This window comes from Streptomyces sp. NPDC017890 (genome assembly GCF_044328675.1).
Classification (GTDB): Bacteria; Actinomycetota; Actinomycetes; order Streptomycetales; family Streptomycetaceae; genus Streptomyces.
Genome location: NZ_JBIRHU010000023.1, coordinates 95,812 through 114,327, shown reverse-complemented (window position 1 = coordinate 114,327; position 18,516 = coordinate 95,812). Strand labels below are relative to the sequence as shown.

At 71.7% G+C, this 18,516-nt stretch carries 17 protein-coding genes; 3 read left to right on the top strand and 14 right to left on the bottom strand.

Annotated elements, in window-relative coordinates; genetic code table 11:
* The first annotated feature begins 42 nt into the window (after nt 1-42).
* Nucleotides 43-1,488, top strand: coding sequence for a hypothetical protein (locus ACH4F2_RS27865; RefSeq protein ID WP_398135497.1), 1,446 nt, complete (start codon nt 43-45; stop codon nt 1,486-1,488).
* A gap of 134 nt (nt 1,489-1,622) precedes the next feature.
* Here ACH4F2_RS27865 and ACH4F2_RS27860 read toward each other — a convergent pair whose 3' ends face one another.
* The 4 genes from ACH4F2_RS27860 to ACH4F2_RS27845 all read right to left on the bottom strand — a co-directional run bounded on the left by ACH4F2_RS27860 (nt 1,623) and on the right by ACH4F2_RS27845 (nt 7,483).
* Nucleotides 1,623-3,314 (bottom strand): glycosyltransferase family 2 protein, encoded by a 1,692-nt coding sequence (locus ACH4F2_RS27860; RefSeq protein ID WP_398135496.1) that lies wholly within the window; start codon nt 3,312-3,314, stop codon nt 1,623-1,625.
* Entirely contained in the window at nt 3,311-5,530 is a 2,220-nt protein-coding gene (locus ACH4F2_RS27855) for a CDP-glycerol glycerophosphotransferase family protein (protein ID WP_398135495.1), read from the bottom strand. The genes ACH4F2_RS27860 and ACH4F2_RS27855 overlap by 4 nt, the downstream gene beginning before the upstream one ends.
* 242 nt (nt 5,531-5,772) lie before the next feature.
* Nucleotides 5,773-6,567 carry an ABC transporter ATP-binding protein gene (locus ACH4F2_RS27850; RefSeq protein ID WP_398135494.1) on the bottom strand — a complete coding sequence of 265 codons (795 nt, stop codon included), beginning with the start codon at nt 6,565-6,567 and terminating at the stop codon, nt 5,773-5,775.
* Nucleotides 6,560-7,483 carry an ABC transporter permease gene (locus ACH4F2_RS27845; protein WP_398135493.1) on the bottom strand — a complete coding sequence of 308 codons (924 nt, stop codon included), beginning with the start codon at nt 7,481-7,483 and terminating at the stop codon, nt 6,560-6,562. Before ACH4F2_RS27845 ends, ACH4F2_RS27850 begins: the two co-directional genes overlap by 8 nt.
* A gap of 168 nt (nt 7,484-7,651) precedes the next feature.
* Between ACH4F2_RS27845 and ACH4F2_RS27840 the strand changes: the two genes are divergently transcribed.
* Entirely contained in the window at nt 7,652-8,278 is a 627-nt protein-coding gene (locus ACH4F2_RS27840; RefSeq protein WP_398135492.1) for a TetR/AcrR family transcriptional regulator, read from the top strand.
* A gap of 77 nt (nt 8,279-8,355) precedes the next feature.
* Here the strand turns inward: ACH4F2_RS27840 and tgmC are convergent, their stop codons facing one another.
* The 9 genes from tgmC to ACH4F2_RS27795 form a co-directional block, all read right to left on the bottom strand.
* A complete protein-coding gene (gene tgmC, locus ACH4F2_RS27835) occupies nt 8,356-9,522 on the bottom strand; it encodes an ATP-grasp peptide maturase system methyltransferase (RefSeq protein WP_398135491.1) in 1,167 nt (388 codons plus the stop codon).
* Nucleotides 9,519-10,478, bottom strand: a complete 960-nt coding sequence (gene tgmB, locus ACH4F2_RS27830) for an ATP-grasp ribosomal peptide maturase (protein ID WP_398135514.1) — start codon at nt 10,476-10,478, stop codon at nt 9,519-9,521. The genes tgmC and tgmB overlap by 4 nt, the downstream gene beginning before the upstream one ends.
* 5 nt (nt 10,479-10,483) lie before the next feature.
* A complete protein-coding gene (gene tgmA / locus ACH4F2_RS27825; RefSeq protein ID WP_398135490.1) occupies nt 10,484-10,744 on the bottom strand; it encodes a putative ATP-grasp-modified RiPP in 261 nt (86 codons plus the stop codon).
* A gap of 120 nt (nt 10,745-10,864) precedes the next feature.
* Nucleotides 10,865-11,590, bottom strand: a complete 726-nt coding sequence (locus tag ACH4F2_RS27820; RefSeq protein ID WP_398135489.1) for a hypothetical protein — start codon at nt 11,588-11,590, stop codon at nt 10,865-10,867.
* A 73-nt stretch (nt 11,591-11,663) separates the two neighbouring features.
* On the bottom strand, nt 11,664-12,197 hold the full coding sequence (locus ACH4F2_RS27815) for an ATP-binding protein (protein WP_398135488.1): 534 nt from the start codon (nt 12,195-12,197) through the stop codon (nt 11,664-11,666).
* A 115-nt stretch (nt 12,198-12,312) separates the two neighbouring features.
* A complete protein-coding gene (locus tag ACH4F2_RS27810; protein ID WP_398135487.1) occupies nt 12,313-13,509 on the bottom strand; it encodes a helix-turn-helix domain-containing protein in 1,197 nt (398 codons plus the stop codon).
* A 279-nt stretch (nt 13,510-13,788) separates the two neighbouring features.
* The gene (locus ACH4F2_RS27805; RefSeq protein ID WP_398135486.1) at nt 13,789-14,724 is read right to left on the bottom strand and encodes an ADP-ribosylglycohydrolase family protein; all 936 of its coding nucleotides are present in this window, start codon (nt 14,722-14,724) and stop codon (nt 13,789-13,791) included.
* A 12-nt stretch (nt 14,725-14,736) separates the two neighbouring features.
* Nucleotides 14,737-15,717: a UDP-glucose 4-epimerase GalE gene (gene galE / locus ACH4F2_RS27800; RefSeq protein WP_398135485.1), complete on the bottom strand. Its 981-nt coding sequence runs from the start codon at nt 15,715-15,717 to the stop codon at nt 14,737-14,739.
* Between the two features lie 74 nt (nt 15,718-15,791).
* Nucleotides 15,792-16,259 carry a MarR family winged helix-turn-helix transcriptional regulator gene (locus ACH4F2_RS27795; RefSeq protein ID WP_398135484.1) on the bottom strand — a complete coding sequence of 156 codons (468 nt, stop codon included), beginning with the start codon at nt 16,257-16,259 and terminating at the stop codon, nt 15,792-15,794.
* A 126-nt stretch (nt 16,260-16,385) separates the two neighbouring features.
* Between ACH4F2_RS27795 and ACH4F2_RS27790 the strand changes: the two genes are divergently transcribed.
* Nucleotides 16,386-16,799: an organic hydroperoxide resistance protein gene (locus ACH4F2_RS27790; protein ID WP_398135483.1), complete on the top strand. Its 414-nt coding sequence runs from the start codon at nt 16,386-16,388 to the stop codon at nt 16,797-16,799.
* Nucleotides 16,800-16,851: 52 nt separating this feature from the next.
* Here the strand turns inward: ACH4F2_RS27790 and ACH4F2_RS27785 are convergent, their stop codons facing one another.
* Complete coding sequence (locus ACH4F2_RS27785) at nt 16,852-18,405, bottom strand: hypothetical protein (RefSeq protein ID WP_398135482.1); 1,554 nt, start codon at nt 18,403-18,405, stop codon at nt 16,852-16,854.
* Nucleotides 18,406-18,516 lie beyond the last annotated feature (111 nt).

Here is an 18,516-nt window from a genome sequence, read left to right as displayed (position 1 = left end):
TTTATGTCCGGGTTGCCGGAATGTCCCGTATAAAGTGACCGCGTGACTGGGCGCCTCTGGACGACACGCGTCGCCGCGCTCGTCCTCCTGCTACTGCTGCTCCTGGTGGTCGTCCGGCTGCCCTGGGCCGGTGACCTGGGCATACACGCGGCCACCGTCGAACGCCTGCGGCACAGCCTGCTCCACCCCGGCAATCCACTGGTCGACGCGGACACGCCCAGCCCGTACTACTCGCCGTGGACGGTGCTGCTCGGCTGCGTGGCGAAGGTGACCGGGGCCTCCGTCTTCGTCGTCCTGCGGCTCGGGGCGCTGGCGGCGCTGGCGACGCTCGTGACGGGGGTGTGGCGGTACGTACGTGTGCTCAGCGCGCGGCCGGCGGCGCCTTTGCTCGCCTTGCTGTGCCTGGTGCTGCTGTGGGGCACGGCGGAGTTCAGCTGGAGCGGCTTCCTCGGGCTCCACTCGCTCGCCCTGACGGTGGCGTATCCGAGCGTGCTCGCGCTCGGTCTCTCGTTCCATCTGTGGGCGTGGCTGGCGCGGCCGGCCGGGTTGGGGGTCCGGCTCGGGTGCGGGGTGCTGTGGGCGGTGATCCTGCTCGTCCACCAGTTCTCGGGTGTCGTCGCGTCGTTGGGCGTGCTCGCCGTCGTGGTGGCGGCGCGGGCCGGGCGGGAGGTGTGGGGGCGATCGGCGGCGGGGCTGGCGCTGGGTGTGATGGTGCTGTGGGTCTGGCCGTACTACGACTTCTTCGCGCTGCTCGGTGCCGGGGACGGGATGGACGCGGTGCACCGGTCGCTGTACCGGGACCTGCTCGGGCGGTACTGGCTGGTGCTGGTGGGGGTGGCGGCGCTGGGGATGCGGTGGTGGCGCGACCGGCGGGACGCGCTGGTGCTGTTCTTCGTACTCGGCGCGGTGGTCTTCCTGGCGGGTGGGGTGAGCGGGCACTGGTCGTGGGGGCGGGTGCTGCCGGCCGCGCTGATCCCGGCGCAGGTCGCGGTGGCGCTGGAGGCGGTGGAGCCCGGGCGCCGGGCGGTGCGGGCCGGGTGGGCGTGCGTGCTGGGCGCGGCGCTGGCGGTGGGGGCGTGGGGGCAGGCGGGGACGCTCGGGTACGTGGTCGGGCGGGGGGCGCTGCCGAGGGTGGTCGAGCAGAAGTACCGGGAGCCGTGGGAGGGATACCACTGGATCACGCCATGGGTGGGGTACGGGGACGTGGTCATGGCGAGGGAGTTTCCCGCACGGCAGATCCCGGCGTACGGGGCGTACACCGTGGCCCCGGGGTATCCCGACTTCTTCCTGTGGGACGAGGGGGCCCGGGTGGCGGCGGTGCGGGCGTTTTTCGCGGAGGGGGCGGTGGGGAGTGTGCGGGCGCGGATCGTGCGGGAGTACGGGGTGCGGTGGGTGGTGGACCGGGGGGCGGGGCTTCGGGGGGTCGAGGGGCTGAGGGTGGTGGCTCGGGGGCCGGGTGGGGAGGTCTTGTACGCGGTGACGCGGTGACGCGGTGACGCGGTGACGTGGGCCGCGGTGACGCGGTGGTGGGGTGAGGCGGGTCGCGGTGACGCGGTGGTGGGGTGACGCGGGCGTCGGGTGTCGCGGCGCGGCGGTGGGGTGGGTGCAGCGGTCGTACGAGGTCAGCGCAGGAGGCTCGCCGCCAGGCGGACCGCGCGCTTCACCCGGGGCGTGGCCAGTCGGCGCGCTGTCGGGCGGATCAGTGTCGCCGTACTGCCCACCGGCTGCCAGCGGAGCTGGAGGCGCCCCGGGTTGTGGCCCTCGGGTTCCACCGTGACCCGGTGGGGGGTCGCGCCGCCCCGGTAGGGGACGCGGGCGGTCAGCGCCGGGAAGGACAGGGGGGCGAGGAGGATGCCCGTGTGGGTCCGGCCCTGGTGGTGGAGGCGCAGTACGGGGTGGCGGACGCCCTCGAAGCCGTGGAGGGGGAGGCGGACGGACGCCAGGTCCAGGCGCACGCGGCCCTCGAAAATGCCGGGGCGGACGGGGGAGAGGCAGAAGGAGACGGTCAGGCGGCGACGGCCCGGGGAGAGGTGGAGGGTGGCGCGCTGGGGGCCGACCGGGAGGCGCAGCGCCGGGTCGTAGGTGCGGACGGCGAGGTCGATCGAGGCGCCGGGGCCGCGCGCGATCCCGGTGATCTCGTGGCGGAGCCGGGCGCTGAAGAACGGGCGGGTGTCCAGGTCCAGGCCGGTCAGGTCCAGTTCGCGGCGGGCCTGTCCGGAGCGTGGGAGTTCCTCGCCCCAGTAGGTGCGGCCGTCCGCCGGGTCCGCCGTGGTCCGGCGGGGTGCCACGTCGTACCCGAGGCCGCGGGCCGCCTCCCGTACGTCGGACAGCCGGCGGTCGCGGACCAGTTGGAGCACGACCCGTTCGGCGCGGGGGAGGCGGGCACAGGCGCCCGGGGCCAGCGTGTCGAGGTACGGGTTCACGATGTCCGCGAAGGACGCGAGCCACGCGTCGTCCCGGTACGGCAGGTCACCCGCGTACATCCGGAAGTCGTGCTTGAGGAACTTGAAGTCCTTGTCCTCGCGCAGCGACTCGTACCCGCTGTCGGCCAGGAACGCGTCGATGAGGCGCTGGACGCGGACGCGGTCGCGGACGTTGGTCAGCTTGTACCGCTGGTTGGAGATGGAGGCCGCGTCGGAGGCGGCGTACGGGGCGACGTACCAGCGGTAGACGGGCTCCGGGACGATGGTGAACGTCTTGGCCAGGCAGTACGCCTGCGCCGAGAAGAGCTGGTCCTCGTAGTGGATGCCCTCGGGGAAGCGCAGGCCGTGCCGGTCGAGGAAGGCGCGGGCGTACATCTTGCTGGTCGCGAGGTGCTCGAAGAACAGCCGTGGGTCGGCCTCGATGCCGTCGAGCGTGCGGCGTTCGGCGACCAGGTCGGGCATCCAGGTGGTGCGGCGTCCGCCGTCCACGCGTATCCGGTGCACCGCGCCCATCGCGAAGTCGAGGTCGCGTGCGCGGTGGGCGGCGAGCAGGACCTCCACGGCGCGCTCGGGCAGTTCGTCGTCGCTGTCCAGGAACATCAGGTACGGCGCCCGCGCGATCTCCAGGGCGCGGTTGCGCGGGGCGCTGCAGCCGCCGCTGTTCTCGGGCAGGCGGAGGTACACGACGCGGGGGTCGCGGGCCGCGAGGCGGCGGGCCACGTCCTCGGTCGCGTCCGTCGAGTGGTCGTCGCTGATGACGATCTCGATGTTCGCGTGGGTCTGGCGCAGGACGGACGCGACCGCGCGGGGGAGGCGTTCGGCGTCGTTGTAGACGATGACCGTGACGGTGACGTCGGGGGTGCTCGTCGGGGAGCCCGTGGACGTGCTCATGACGCGGTCGCCTCCTCCGGGCTCGGCGCGGGAGTGCGTTCCTCGACCGGCAGTACGGGGGGCAGCGTCCGTTCGTCCTCGCCGAGGAAGACCCGGCGTACGACGCGTTCGGCGGCGCGGCCGTCGTCGTACTCGCAGAACCGGCGCCGGAAGGCGGCCCGCGCCTTCGCCGCGCGTTCGTCGCGCCAGGCGTCCGTGGTGAGGATCTCCGTCAGTTCCGCCTGGTCGCGGGCGACCGGGCCCGGTGCCTCGGCCGTCAGGTCGAAGTAGACGCCGCGGGTGGTGCGGTACGTCTCCCAGTCGTCGGCGTGGATCACGATCGGGCGGTCGAGGTTGGCGTAGTCGAACATGATCGACGAGTAGTCCGTGACCAGCGCGTCGGCGGCCAGGCACAGCTCCTCGACCGGCTCGTAGGAGGAGACGTCGATGACCCGGCCGGTGCGGCGCAGGCCGGCCGGCGGGGAGGCGTGCGGGGAGGCCGGGCCCTCGTAGAAGTAGTGGGCACGCACCAGGAGGACCGTTTCCTCGCCGAGTGTGTCGGCGAGGGCGGCGAGGTCCAGGCGTGGGGTCCAGCCGGCCTCGTAGTCGCGGTGGGTCGGCGCGTACAGGACCGCCCGGTGGCCGGGCGCGATGCCGAGGCGCTCGCGGACGGCGCGGACGTCGTCGGCGCCCGCGGTGTAGTAGACGTCGTTGCGCGGGTAGCCGTGGTCGAGGGAGACGTGGCGGGACGGGTACGCCCGCTGCCACATGCGGGTGGAGTGGCTGTTGGCGGAGACGCTGAAGTCCCACCGGTCGACGCGCTCCAGCAGGGCCTGGAAGTCCAGGCCCCGGGCGGCGGCGGGGTAGGGCATCTGGTCGAGGCCCATGCGTTTGAGCGGGGTGCCGTGGTGGGTCTGGACGTGGACGGTGCCGGGGCGTTTGACGACCGAGTCAGGGAAGTTGACGTTGTTGACGAGGTACTTGGCGCGGGCCAGCACCTCCCAGTAGCGGCGGGTGCCGGGGACGACGTGGTCGGTGCCGGGCGGCAGCAGGGCCGCGCCCGCCGAGGTGACCACCCACACCGGGTGGACGCTCGGCGCGAGTTCGGCGAGCCTGGCGGCGATCGCGGCGGGGTTGCAGGCCACACCGCGGGCCCAGTACGCCGAGAAGACGGCGAGGTGGGGATCGACCGGCCCGGCGAGTGCCCCGCGGTACTGGAGGGAGCGCAGCCGCGTCCCGGCCCGGTGCCTGCCGGCGCGCACCGCCGACCGCACCCTGCGGCGGGTGCGGTTGGCTGCCCGCAGGGCGCGGTACCCGGCGCAGGCGTCCTCCTCCAGCAGTGACCGGCGCACGCCTTCGAGGCCGGCCGGTCGCCGGTGGCCGTCGGGGCGGTGGTGCCGGGCGGCCAGGGACGCCCGGTGGAAGAACTCCCGCGCGACGTCGTCCGGCATGCCGGAGCCGGCGAAGGCGCGGAGGCAGTCGCGGATCATCAGCTCGTACAGGACGGCGTGGGCGGCCGGGCGGCCGGCGGCCAGGTCGAGGAGCGTCTCGAAGCGCTCGACCATGGCGTACCGCCGTTCCGGGGTGAGGGGCGGGAGGCTCTCCGGGCGCAGCCGGCGGTCCTCGTACGCCGGGTGGGGCAGACAGGCGACGCGACCGGCGAGCAGCAGCGCGGCGTACGCGGCGAACGGCTCGTCGTCGGTGGTGAGGAGGCGTGCGTGGGCACGCCAGAAGCCGGCGCGCACGGCGCGGTTGCCGAGCAGCGGGCTCACTTCGAGCAGCGCCGCGCGGTCGTCGAGGGCGAGGCCGGCGCGGCCCGCGCGGGCGAGGCGGGGGCCGTCGGGGGAGGGCAGGCCGGAGGCGCGCCAGGTGCTGCGGACGTGGTCGAAGAGCAGGACGTCCACGGTGTCGGGGAGGTTCGCGGCGTGCTCGGCGATCGTGCGCGGGGCGCCCGGGGGCAGCCCGTCCTTGGCGTGCACGAAGTGCAGCCACCGGCCCGACGCACGCGCCGCCCCGGCCGAGCGGGCCGCCGAGTCGCGGGCCCCGCCGGGCAGGGGCAGCACGGTGAACGCGGGCGTGTGCCGCTCGGCGGTCTCCCGCGCCCAGTCCCCGACGGCGGCGACGACCACCTCGACGCCGGCGACGGGGCGGGCGGCCAGGGAGCCGAGGAGTGCGGGGAGGTGGTCCTGGATGTTGGGGCCGTGGACGATGACGCTGAGTTCGGGGGTCTCGGACATCGCGGGGACTCCTTCGCGTCGTCGCTCCCGGTACTCCTGTTCGGTCCGTCCGGCCATAATGGCACTAAACGGGCAAAAGGGTTAACCGTGGGTGCGTCTTCCGGGCGAAGGGGACCAGTGGCGGGGCTTCAGGCCTCGGGCGACGAAGCCCCGCGCCCGAAACCGGACGCGGCGACGCTCCGCGTCGCACCATCCGGAGGCGATTCCTCCCCGGCGTGAACGCCGGAGCCTCCTCGCGAGAATCAGGTGAACTTCTCGTACTCCCTCAGGACCTCCTCCGTCGGCCCGTCCATGCGCAGCTCACCGCGCTCCAGCCACAGCACCCGGTCGCAGGTGTCGCGGATGGACTTGTTGCTGTGGCTGACCAGGAACACCGTGCCGGCGTGCTTGCGCAGTTCCCGGATGCGTTCCTCGGAGCGCTTCTGGAAGGAGCGGTCGCCGGTGGCCAGCGCCTCGTCGACGAGGAGGACGTCGTGGTCCTTGGCCGCGGCGATGGAGAAGCGCAGCCGGGCCGCCATGCCGGAGGAGTACGTGCGCATGGGCAGCGTGATGAAGTCGCCCTTGTCGTTGATCCCGGAGAAGTCGACGATCTCCTGGTAGCGCTCCTTGATCTGCGCGCGGGACATCCCCATCGCCAGGCCGCCCAGGTGCACGTTGCGTTCGCCGGTGAGGTCGTTCATCAGGGCGGCGTTGACGCCGAGGAGGGAGGGCTGGCCGTCCGTGTAGATGCGGCCGTTCTCCACCGGGAGGAGGCCGGCGACCGCCTTGAGCAGGGTCGACTTGCCGGAGCCGTTGGTGCCGATCAGGCCGATCGCCTCGCCCCGGTACGCCACGAAGGACACGTTCTTCACGGCGTGCACCCGGCGCACGCCCGCCGCCTGCTCGGCCTTCCTGCCGCGCAGGATGCGGTTGAGGGCGGCGGTCGCGGAGCCCCGGCCGGCGCCGGTGCCGTTGACCCGGTAGACGATGTCGACGCCGTCGGCGACGACGGTGGGGACGCGCTCGCCCTTCTGCTTGCTGTGCGTGTTGTCAGCCACGACCGTACGTCTCCTCGGCCTTCCAGAAGTAGATGAAGCCGCCGATCCCGGCGGCCAGCGCCCAGCCCACCGCGAGCGCCCACACGTGGGGCGGCAGGTGGCTCCCGTCGAACGTGTCGATCAGGGCGAAGCGCATGAGGTCGATGTAGACGACGGCGGGGTTGAGCTGGAGCACGGTGCCGACCCAGGACGGCAGGCCGCTGTCCGGGCCGGTCATGTGGTCGATGCTGAACATGACGCCCGAGCCGTACATCCAGGTGCGCAGCAGGAACGGCATCAGCTGGGCGGCATCGGGGATCTTGGACCCGACCCGGGCCATGAACAGCGACACGCCGGTGTTGAACGTGAACTGCAGGACCAGCGCGGGGACCGCCAGCACCCAGGACGCGGCGGGCGGTACGCCGAAGGCGAGCAGGATGACGAGCAGCGCGGCCATCGAGAACAGCAGCTGCTGGAGCTGCTGGAGGCAGAAGGAGACCGGCAGCGCGGCCCGCGGGAAGTGCAGGGCGCGTACGAGGCCGAGGTTGCCGGAGATGGCCTTGGTGCCCGCCATGATCGAGCTCTGCGTGAACGTCCACACGAACACGCCGGTGACCAGGAACGGGACGAAGTCCTCCACGCCCCGGCTGGTGTTCATCAGCATGCCGAAGATGAAGTAGTACACCGCCGCGTTGAGCAGGGGTGTCATCACCTGCCAGACCTGGCCCAGTTTCGCCTGGCTGTACTGGGCGGTGAGCTTGGCGGTGGCGAAGGCGGTGATGAAGTGCCGGCGCGCCCACAGCTGACGGACGTACGCCGGCAGGGAGGGGCGGGCGCCGCTGACCGACAGACCGTGGCGGGCGGCGAGGGCCGCGAGGTCGTGGTCGGCGGCGGCCGGGGCCGGTGCGGGGGGCGGTGTGTGGAGGACCTGGCTCACATCCGCTGCTTTCAGCTCGGGAGGAGGGGGACGGCGCCCGTCGTTCACCTGAGTGACCTTGCGCGTTCATTCACGTCGGGACGGGACCGTATCGTCGTGACGTGAGCGTAGGGCGTGGTGACGTCGGAACGCAACCGTTCCGTCGTGACGCCCCTATGCTTGGCTGGCATGACGACCAACGCCGACGGCCCGCAGCCGCGCCCGCGCCGCCGGGCTCCCGCCGGGGCGGCCGTGCTCCGCGAGGACGTGACGGAGGCCATCCGGGCGGCGGTCTTCGAGGAACTCGCGGCGGTCGGCTACGCGCGGATGTCCATCGAGGGCATCGCGCGCCGCGCGGGCGTCGGCAAGACGGCCGTCTACCGGCGCTGGCGCTCCAAGCTGCACCTGGTGCTCGACATCGTCTCCGCGCTCGCCGTGCAGGGCCTGCCCGCGCCCGACACCGGGTCCCTGGAGGGCGACCTGCGGCTGCTGTACGAGGTGACGTCCCGCGCCCTGCGCCACCCGGTGGCCTCGCAGATCATCCCCGACCTCCAGGCGGAGGCGGCCCGCAATCCCGACATCGCCGAGGCCATGCAGAAGACCCTGCGGGAGGGCCAGGACGGCGTCGCCAGCAAGATCCTCGCGGCGGCCGAACAGCGTGGCGAGATCGCCGCCGGCCTCGACACCGACCTGGCCCTCGACCTGATCTCGGGCCCGCTGTACTGGCGCTCGGTGGTCGTCCGCGGCCCGAAACCGCCGAAGGGCTACCTGGGGGCACTGGCGCGGGCCACGGCGGAGGGGCTCAAGGCGTTGTGAGGCGGGTCGGGGTCTGACAGTGGTGCTTCAGACGCGGTGCACGAGTGAGGTCCGCCGAGCTCGGAGACGAACGGCTGTCAGGCGATGCGGTGCTGCCAGCGCAGCGCCGGCTGGTCGCCGATCCAGTACGTGTGGGACCTGTCGGTGATACGAAGCCGTACGGCGCTGATGTCGGGGCTCCCCGCGTCCTGCCATGCGACGATCGTCTGCTCGATGTCGTCCCACAGGGCCACGGGGCCGCCTTGGCGGACAGCCCACCCGGTGTTGTTCGCGACGAACTCGGCGAAGGACTCGCGGTCCGGGTCGAAGACGTACAGGAGCGGTCTGCCGTCGCTCGTCGTTGCGCGGGTGAACTGTGCCCCGGGAGCGGCGAGCTGGGTGAGGAAGGCGGGCATCCACTCGTCCAGCATCGTGGGCGGCAGTTTCGTCTCCCGCTCGCTGTCGGCGTAGGCCGTCCGCGCGGACAGGTCGCCGGACACCGGTGCGGTGAACTGCGAGCGCGCCTGCATGAACGAAGAGCGGCTGATGATCCGCCCCTCGGCGATGCCGCCCTCGCCCACGGTGACCTTCGCCAGGCCGGTGCCGTAGGGCCAGGAGCCGAGGGTGGCCAGGATGGTCCCGCCCGGCCTGGTCTGCCTGATCCAGGTGTGGGGAATGCGGCGGACGGCGCAGGTGGCGATGACGCGGTCGTACGGGGCGCGGCGTGGGTGGCCGAGGAGCCCATCCCCGGTGACGGTCCACGTCGAGTATCCGGCCGTCTCCAGCGCCGCGTCCGCACGGGCGGCTACCCCCGGATCCACCTCGACGGTCGTCACGTTGTCCTCGCCGAGACGGTGGCACATCAGGGCCGAGGAGTATCCGGTACCCGTGCCGATCTCCAGCACGAGATGCCCCTCCTTCACGTCCAGCTCCTCAAGCATGCCGACCACGGTGACCGGGGTCGTGGATGACGACGTGGGTACGCCCGACACCAGATCACCGGCCTGATCAGCGGTCAGGTGGCCGTCGAGCTGTGTGGTCAGGGACTCGTCGCGATAGGCGATGCGTGTCCATTCCATCGGGTCGGCTCCGACCGCGCTGACTGACCGCCATCGTCCACCGTCCACAGGCAGGAACACGCCAGGGTGGAGGAACAGCTCTCGCGGTACGGCCTCCACCGCGTCCCGCCACTGGAAGGTTCTGAGGATGCCGGCCTTCTCCAGCCGGTCGACGAGGGCTCGACGCTCGGGCGCGGTGTCGGTCATGGAGTTTCTCCTTGTGTCAGCAGGTCGGCGAATGCGGCGGACATTGCCAGTCCGGTCTTCTCCTCCAGCCAGGCCCATTGGCCGTTCGGGTTCAGCTCCAGCCACCAGTGGTCACCCGACCGGTCCACCGCCAGGTCGAAACTCCCGGACATCAACCCGAAGTGGTCCAGGTATGCGCGCAGCGCCTTGTCCATGTGGTCGGGCAGGCCTACCACGGTGTAGGAGAGAGCGGAGTAGTCCTTGCGCCAGTCCAGCAGGCTCGAGTCGATCCGTACGGCGAACACCCGTGAGCCGACGACCAACACCCGAACGTCGGCCACCTTGTTCACGCGAGCCTGGAACAGATGTGGTGTCACGCTCACACTGTCGTCGATCTCGGCAGCGGTGACCGGTTCCGCCCACGCGGTCACGGGCACGCCGTCTCGCTGATACGGGGTCCACCGCAGCGTCTTGTGGATGACCGCGGCGTGGCTGGTGATGAACTGCCGGGCCTCACCCGGATCGTTGGTGACGATCGTTGGTGGCACAGGGAGTCCAAGCCGTTGTGCGACAGCGAGTTGAGCGGGTTTGTAGTCGGCGGCGGCGTTGCGGAGTGGGTGGTTGACCCACAACGGCCCGTCGAGGGAGTAGAGCGTGCCGCCGAGACCGTATCGGACCTGGGCAGCCGCGAGCCGCGCATCGTCGTCACTGTGGTGCGGGAAGGCGGGCCACGTGGGGCGGCGCCAGTACACCGCTCGCACTTGGGTCAGGTCGGCGGTTCGCGACCGGGTGCGCACCTGCCCGACCACGGGGGCCGGGCAGGTGCCGAACCGGGCCGAGACCGTCAGGCCCGCGCCGATGTCGGCAGGGCTGAACCTGACCACTGGGACGTTCCGCCGGTTGAGCTCGGTGATCACCATGTCAGCGGTGATGTCGTCCGCCTCGGTGGCCACCAGAACGGGTCCCTTCTCGGTCAAGTCCATCAGTCCTGCTGGCTGTCCTGGTCGTGGCCCTGGTCGTTCGCCGAGTCCGAGTTCGTGGTCGTGGAGGTCTCGGTGCCGGAGCTGGTGCCGTGCTTGCCCATTTCGACCACCTGTCCGCAGCGGTCGCGGAAGACCCCGAGCTGCGTGGTCGGGTCGATGACGACTGTGGCGTGCGGGCGGCGGACGGTGGTCGGGTACGGCGCGAGACGGCCGGCTCCCCACGGGCGGACGGCAGTGAGTTGCGCTGCAGTGGTCGTCACTATGGCTCCTGGAGGGGGTTGTGGGTGATGGGCGTGATACAGCTCGGCCAGGCAGGTGCCGAGCTGCTGGTTCGGGGCGGCGCTTCGAGACGTGCCGAGGCTCCGCCCCTCGGACGGTGACTAGCAGGCCGTCCTCAGACTGCGGAGCAGTTGCCGCAGGTCGACGACGCGGAACGCTCCGAGGCGACGGATCACTTGCGATGCGAGGAAGGTCGACAGGCTCCGATGCCCGTACGGCACGGGATCGGCGGGCCGGGCCACGGCATGCACCCCGTCGGCTCCGGGACCGTAGAGCGTGCCCTGGACTCCGTACAGCGGCGCGCTCCGGGCCAGGAACACCATCGGGTTTCTTTCGAGGTGCGGACAGAGCACGGCGGCGGCACGGGCGTGTTTCAGGAAGACCGGCGGCTGGTTCGTCAGAACCGTCGGCGCTTCCGGGTCGTGGTCCTTGGGGCCGGCGAGGAAGATGTAACCGAGACGGGTCCGTGCGGGTTCGGCGCAGACCTGGCAGCGCATGTTCTGCATCGTCATGATCTGCCGGTGCGGGTGGATCATCTTCCACTGAGGCTCGCCCGTCATCCGTCCGCCCTCGTCGCACGGGTTGAACGAGCACCGCGCCACCAGCACACCGCGCATGTCCCGGTCCCGAGCCGGATCCTCGTCGGTGTAATGCAGGCGACGCCGGCCGGGAGCGTGTTCACGGATGACGAGGTTGTCCGGTGCCTCTTCCTCGCCTTCCCGCTGCGTGATGAAGGGGACCAGGCCGTATGCGGACGAGGTGTGCAGGAACGGACGCTTGTCTCTCGTCTTCCCGAACGGGCTGTACGGGAGCGGTGGCACGGTCACGCTGCCTCCTTCATGCCCTTGACGGCCGCCGAGGGCGGGGCGCACCGGGTCCGGAGCACGGTGGCCAAGGCGGTCACGGCCGCTCCTCGGTGGACACGGGGAGGTGGCACCAGGTCTCTGCGCCGGCGTCACTGGTCCCCCACTCACCGCCGCATTCCTTCGCCAGAGCGTCGACGAGAACCAGGCCACGCCCGGACTCGTCGTTGTCGTGGTCCGCCGCTCTCGGTGTGGCCTGTCCAGGCACGCCGTCGTGCACTGCGATGCGCAGCGAATCATTGACGAAAGTGATGGTCAGCCTGATCTCCGAGGCACCGCTGTGCAGTAGTGCGTTGGTCAGCAGCTCCGAGACGATGATCACGACGTCGTTCGTCATGGCCTGGAGACCGCAGTACCTCAGCCGTGCGGCGGCGACGCGGCGCATGGCGCCCACCCGGCACGCGTCCTCACGACGGGGCGGTTCATCACCGCGACGGAGGGCCACCTTGAATCGCTCGTTCATCACCTCACCGCCCGGGCGGTAGGTCGTGATGACTCGCTGCTTGGGGGCAGTGTCGGCAAGAGCGCGTCGACAGGTGCGCTCGTGGGCCACCCCAGGTGTCGTCGTCATGGTCGGCTCCATGTCGAAATGGGCAGTGACGACATGGTGCTGACACAACTAGGCCCCAACTATCACGAGTTGGTGATAGTCGGGGCCAAAGGGTGACGGTGAGTTCTGAGGCTGTTCAGTGTGACGTCAGAGGTCCGAGCCAAGCACCGTACGAGAGGAAGCTCTCGGGAAGCCGACGGTGAGCGGCTTCGAGACCGGCGTAGGTCTCCCGCACAGTCGGGTGGTATTTGGCCTGTTGCGGAGCCGTTTTCCTGGCCATGAGCAGACTCTTGAAGGATGCGTCGATCTTGCCCGTCCACATCTGGGCGCGGGCGACTTCGGCGAAGTGGTGGCTGGTGCGCGACTTGGGCCAGTCGCCAGGGATGGACAGACCGTCCGTTGCCTCGACGGCTTCACCGTACTTGTCTAGTTCGGTCAAAACCGAGACGCGGTGGACCTTCACGTTCGTCGGTCCGAAGGCGAGCCAGTGCACCTGTACCGACTCTCCCGTCCCGGCGGCGATCCGTTCGGCTTCGCCCAGGTGCTCGAGAGCCTGGTACTCGTTGTGCGCCCGGCCGGCCATGACCGCCGCGCCGAGGTGCAACTGCCCTGTGACGACCTCCCGCGCCCGGGACTCCTCCGCCTGCCGCAGTGTGGACAGGCCCAGTGACACGAGCCGTTGACCAGTGCGGTACTTGCCCTCTCGCAAGTAGGTGAGGGCGCGAAGGTACTGGTACATGCCGCCGAGGACACCGTCGGACCCGCGCTGTGCGGCCCAGTCCACGCGGGTCAGAGACAGTTGCGCAAGGTCTGGAAAGCCCAGCTTCGCGGCGACGTCGTATGCCGTCCGGTAGAAGGATGCGAGGGTGAGCCAGCCCTCTGTGGTGCCGTTGGCGTGAGCCGCGGTCGTTGCCTCCTCGATGAGGCCGGCAACGTCGGTCGCGGCCCGCTTGATCTCACCGGCGCGAACGGCGGCGCACAGCGCCTCCGCATCGTTCAGCAACTCCTCGGGACGGCGGGGGCGGATGTCCGGATCGGGGCCGAGGTCGTAGACGTCCAGTGCTTCCCGGATGGGCCTTATCAGGACGTCGAGTTCGTCCGCGCGCAGCTCACTCACGTAGGGCTGGCCCATGACCGTCGCGACCTCCACTCGCATGGCTCGCGCGCACGCGGCGACGATGTGTGGAGTGGCGGGCAGGACTCCTTGTTCCGTCTTCGTCAGCGTGCTGTAGGGGACCCCTGCGAGGTCGGAAAGGGCTCTTTGGGTGAGGTGGCGCTCCCGGCGCAGGCGTGCGATCCGGGCGCCGGTGTGGTCTTGAGGCAGAGCGTGCATACTGGCTCCTGTTCTGCTTCGACACCAGAACAGTACCCGCGGTCGGCTACGAGGGGCACCGACGAATTCCGCTTCCCCGTGGAGCGGGAATCGTCCGTCTGAGCGTCGGCGTTGGTCACCGGCGGCTCTACTCGGCTGGAGCAGCAGCGGTGTGATCAGCCAACGGTGGCAATGAGACCGTGCCCACTCTCCTCGTGGCGGGTCGGCCGCATGTCAACCCCGGTCCACAATGCGTGCGCGAACAGGTCCTTACTCCCGGGTGATCGTGGGCGTCGCCTCTCAGCCGCTCAACAGTCGGGTGAGACCGGCCAGTTCCGCCGTGCGCAGCACCCGCCCGGTGAACCCCGGCAGCGGTACGTGCAGGGCCTCGGTCCAGTGGGCGGGGACGGCCGTGATGCCGTGCACGGCCCCGGCCAGCCCGCCGGTGACGGCGGCCACGGTGTCGGTGTCGCCGCCGAGGTCGATCGCGGCGCGCACGGCGTCCTCGTAGGAGGTGGTCGTACGCAGCGCCCAGACGGCGGAGCCGAGGCAGGGCCAGACGGCGCCGTTGAACTCGGTCGCCAGGTCGGGGTGCCAGTCGGGGGCGAGGACGGTGGCGTAGCGGGCGCGATGGTCGGGGTGGACCGCGTGCAGGGTGCCGGGCAGGGCGGTGAGCGGGTCGTCGCCCGCCAGGGCGACCCGCACCAGCTCATGGAAGACCGCCGTGCCCTCCCAGGCCGCGCGGTCCCCGTGCGTGAGCGCGGAGATGCGGCGGGCGGCGTCCATGGTGGCGTCCCGGCCCCGGGGAGCGAAGTGGACGGCGGACGGGGCGGCCCGCATCAGCGCGCCGTTGCCCGCGCCCCGCCCGTTGGTCTGGAAGTGGAGGGCGGCGGCCGTGTCCCAGGCGTCGCCGGAGCCCAGGACGGCCTCGGTCTGCAGGCCGATGTCCTTCGGGTCGGCGGCGGCCCAGCGCCGGAACCGCCCGAAGACGTCCGGCAGGTCGAGCCCGCCGCGCTCCAGAAGGGACTCGGCGACCAGGACCGCCATCTGGGTGTCGTCCGTGGCCTCGCCCGGGTCCCAGCCGCCGCCCCCGCACATCTCGCCACCCTGGCCCGGCTCGGGGAAGCGGGCGGAGAAGGCGCCCTCCGGGCCGAACTCGAAGGGCGCGCCCAGGGCGTCCCCGACGGCCGACCCGATGACGGCCCCGAGGGCGCGTTCGGAGCGGGAAAGGTTCATCGCCGTGACGTCTCAGTCCCGCGCCGACCCCGGATGCAGCCGTACCCACCCCGCCCACGCCGACGTGATCATGTCGTCGACGTCGTACTTGGCCCTCCAGCCCAGTTCGACGGCGGCGCGGTCGGCCGAGGCGACCACGCGGGCCGGGTCGCCGGGGCGGCGGGGAGTGACCGTCGGGGGGTGGTCGTGGCGGGTGACGGTGTTGATGCGGTCGATCATCTCGCGGACGGAGACACCCTCGCCCCGGCCGATGTTGAGGGTGAGGGCGCGCCCGGGGGAGGCCGCCAGGGCGCGGGCGGCGGCGACATGGGCCTCGGCCACGTCGACCACGTGGATGTAGTCGCGGACGCAGGTGCCGTCCGGCGTCGCGTAGTCGTCGCCGAAGACGCGCGGGGCGGCGCCCTCCGTCAGCTTCTCGAAGACCATCGGGACGAGGTTGTGGACGCCGGTGTCGGCGAGTTCCGGGCTCGCCGCGCCCGCCACGTTGAAGTAGCGCAGGGCGGCCGTGGACAGGCCTGCCGCCCGGCCGGTGGCGCGGACCAGCCACTCACCGGCCAGCTTGGTCTCGCCGTACGGTGACATGGGCAGGCACGGTGTCTCCTCCGTGACCAGGTCGACGTCGGGCATGCCGTACACGGCCGCGGAGGAGGAGAAGACGAAGGACGGGACGCCGGCCGACGTGACCGTGTCCAGCAGGACGCGCAGGCCCTCGACGTTCTGCCGGTAGTAGTGCAGCGGCAGGTCCACCGACTCGCCGACCTGCTTCTTCGCCGCGAGGTGTACGACGCCGGTGACGGCGTGGTCGGTCAGGGCGCGCGCGATCCGCTCGCCGTCCAGGACCGAGCCCACGACCAGGGGGACACCGTCGGGTACGCGCTCGGCGATGCCGGTGGACAGGTCGTCGTACACGACCGCTCGCTCGCCCGCCTCGGTCATCGCCCGAACGACGTGCGCTCCGATGTATCCGGCGCCGCCGGTGATCAGCCAGGTCATGTGTGGCCGTCCCCTCGTCAGTGGTCGTCGGTAGCCATGATCGGGCATCCGGCGCCCGGTGGGCACCGCACCCGTCAGGACTCGGCGGTGGCCTTGGGTGCGTACGCGTCCAGGGCGGTCGTGAGCCGGTCGAGACGTGAGCGCAGTTCCTGGACCTCCCCGAGGTCCAGGCCGGTCGCCGCGGCGATCCGGCGCGGCACCTCGACGGCCCGCTCGCGCAGCGCCGCGCCCTGCGCGGTCGGCCGCACCTCCACCGAGCGTTCGTCCCGCGCGCTGCGCTCCCGCAGGACCAGACCGGCCGTCTCCAGCCGCTTGAGCAGGGGCGAGAGCGTGCCGGAGTCGAGCCGCAGGTGCTCGCCGAGCTTCTTCACCGGCAGCTGCCCGTGCTCCCACAGCACCAGCATCACCAGGTACTGCGGGTAGGTGAGGCCGAGTTCCTTGAGGATCACGCGGTAGACGCCGTTGAAGGCGCGCGAGGCGGCGTTCAGGGAGAAGCAGATCTGCTGGTCCAGGCGGAGCCAGTCCGTCGCGGGCGTGGTCATGTGCTTCAGGGTAACCGACGGTCTTTGCACGCAATTAAGTTGTGCACAACTTAATCGCGTGCTCTACTTGTCGTCGTCAGGCGTCGCCACGACGCTTCCGCTCGGATCAAGAGGGACGGTTTCCCCATGGACGCGCTCTACACCGCCGCCGCCACCGCCACCCACGGCCGCGACGGCCGCACCGTCAGCTCGGACGGCAAGCTCGACCTCGCGCTCGGTGCCCCCGTGGAGCTGGGCGGCAACGGGGAGGGCACCAACCCCGAGCAGCTGTTCGCCGCCGGGTACGCCGCCTGCTTCGGCAGCGCCCTCGGCCTCGTCGGCCGGCAGGCGAAGGTCGACGTCAGCGACGCCGCGGTGACCGCCGAGGTCGGCATCGGCAAGCAGGGCGAGGGCTTCGCGCTCGCCGTCACCCTCCGGGTCGAGCTGCCCGAGGGCGTGGACGAGGAGACCGGCCGCAAGCTGGTCGAGCAGGCCCACCAGGTCTGCCCCTACTCCAACGCCACCCGCGGCAACATCCCGGTCGACCTCGTCATCGAGTAGTCGCCGTCGTCGCCGCCGACTCGTCGTCGAGCGGCCGCGGTCGGACGGGCGCTCACCCGACCCGCGCCAGCACCTCACCCGTCCGTTCGCTCCACGCCACCACCACCGCCTCCTCGGGTACCGGCCGCCAGCGGGTCAGCAGCAGCCAGCGGACGTGGTGGCGGCGGACGACGGCGGCGCGCTCGGCGCGGGTCGAGCCGGGCGCGAGGTACGCCTCGACGTCGGCCACCCGCCGCCGGCGTTCCCGCTCGTCCAGCGACGGGTCCGGCCAGGCGGGCGCCGCGAGGTTCGGCCCGTACCCGGCGATGGAGTGCCCGGCGTAGTAGCCGTCGGTGATCACGACCTCGCCGGGGCCGATGTGCCGGGCCGCCCATTCGTACGTCGGCCAGTCGGGCGGCTGCTCGAAACCGACCGGGTCCAGCGGGCGCGGCACGACCGCCCCGGCGTGGACCGTGAGGAAGCCCAGCAGCGCCCCCGCGGCCGTGGTCCAGGCCAGCGCCGCGCGCCACCGCGCCCACGGCCGGGGCGCCGCCAGCTCCACGGCCAGGGCGAACTGGAGCGGTACGAGCGTGAGCCCGAGGATGCGGCCGTAGGTGTAGTGACCGCTGAACCAGCCGTACGCCACCACCGCGCAGTCCAGCGCGAACATCAGCACCAGCGGATCGCGCGGCGACCGGCGTCCGCGCAGCCACAGCGCCGGCAGCCCGAGCAGCGCCAGCCAGAACTCCCCGGGCAGGTGCAGGTACAGGATCCGGTGCATCCCGTCCACACTGTCGTCGCCGGCCAGCGCGTACACGTCGAAGTACGGCCACACCGCGCCCGTCGCCACCGCCACGCCGCCCGCCAGCGCCCACCGTCCGGCGACCGCCCCGCGCCATCCGCGCTGCCATCCGGCCACCAGCGCCACCGCGCCGAGCACCGCCGCCACCGCCGTGATCGGGTGGACGAGGAGGACCAGGCCGTAGAGGGCGCCCAGTCCCGCGTACCCGGGCAGGCCGCGCAGTCCGCTCGGCCCCACGTACCGCACCCGGCGCGCGTCCCGCGCCCGTGCCCCGGTCAGCGCCCAGGCCCAGAAGGTCAGCCCGATCGCGAACGCCGACGGGTAGCCGAGGTTGCCCGTCATCGACATCAGCCCGAGGTAACCGCTCCACCAGGCCCGCTCGGTGCCCCACAGCAGCGTCATCGCGCCCAGCGCCAGCACCGGCGCCCACGGCCGCGGGGACAGCACCCGCACGAAGCGGCCGAGGCCGGTCAGCAGGACCAGCAGGTTCGCGGGCCCGGCCAGCCGCACCACCTCCCAGCCGCCCAGCCCGGTCAGCCGGGCGAACAGACCCTGCGCCACCGCGTACGGCGAGTAGTAGGCGCTTCCCGCGCCGGGCAGGTCGGCCATCGGGTGGCGGGGGTGCAGGAGGTCGGCCTTCAGGCGCTCGACGACGGCCGCGTGCTGGCCGGCGTCGCAGCACAGCGGCACCGCCCAGTACGCCAGCGACAACAGCAGGAAGAACAGGAAACCGACGGCCTGGTACGGGGTGGGACGCCAGGAGCGGCCGCCGCGCAGCGCCGTCGCGCCGCGCACGGACCGCCGGACGAGGACGCCGGTGCTCACGGAAGAGAGGCGAGATGGGACATTCGAGGCATTTGCCGTATATTCCCCTCCGGGACAACGACATGACCTCAGATCACCTCATCGAGTGACGCCCGGGGTGGTGTTCAGCGG

What these genes read in the sequence shown, in the direction of transcription:
- ACH4F2_RS27860 (WP_398135496.1), bottom strand. Translation starts at nt 3,314, where the DNA reads ATGAGCACGTCCACGGGCTCCCCGACGAGCACCCCCGACGTCACCGTC.
- ACH4F2_RS27855 (WP_398135495.1), bottom strand. Translation starts at nt 5,530, where the DNA reads ATGTCCGAGACCCCCGAACTCAGCGTCATCGTCCACGGCCCCAACATC.
- ACH4F2_RS27840 (WP_398135492.1), top strand. Translation starts at nt 7,652, where the DNA reads ATGACGACCAACGCCGACGGCCCGCAGCCGCGCCCGCGCCGCCGGGCT.
- tgmC (WP_398135491.1), bottom strand. Translation starts at nt 9,522, where the DNA reads ATGACCGACACCGCGCCCGAGCGTCGAGCCCTCGTCGACCGGCTGGAG.
- ACH4F2_RS27815 (WP_398135488.1), bottom strand. Translation starts at nt 12,197, where the DNA reads ATGACGACGACACCTGGGGTGGCCCACGAGCGCACCTGTCGACGCGCT.
- ACH4F2_RS27810 (WP_398135487.1), bottom strand. Translation starts at nt 13,509, where the DNA reads ATGCACGCTCTGCCTCAAGACCACACCGGCGCCCGGATCGCACGCCTG.
- ACH4F2_RS27805 (WP_398135486.1), bottom strand. Translation starts at nt 14,724, where the DNA reads ATGAACCTTTCCCGCTCCGAACGCGCCCTCGGGGCCGTCATCGGGTCG.
- galE (WP_398135485.1), bottom strand. Translation starts at nt 15,717, where the DNA reads ATGACCTGGCTGATCACCGGCGGCGCCGGATACATCGGAGCGCACGTC.
- ACH4F2_RS27795 (WP_398135484.1), bottom strand. Translation starts at nt 16,259, where the DNA reads ATGACCACGCCCGCGACGGACTGGCTCCGCCTGGACCAGCAGATCTGC.
- ACH4F2_RS27790 (WP_398135483.1), top strand. Translation starts at nt 16,386, where the DNA reads ATGGACGCGCTCTACACCGCCGCCGCCACCGCCACCCACGGCCGCGAC.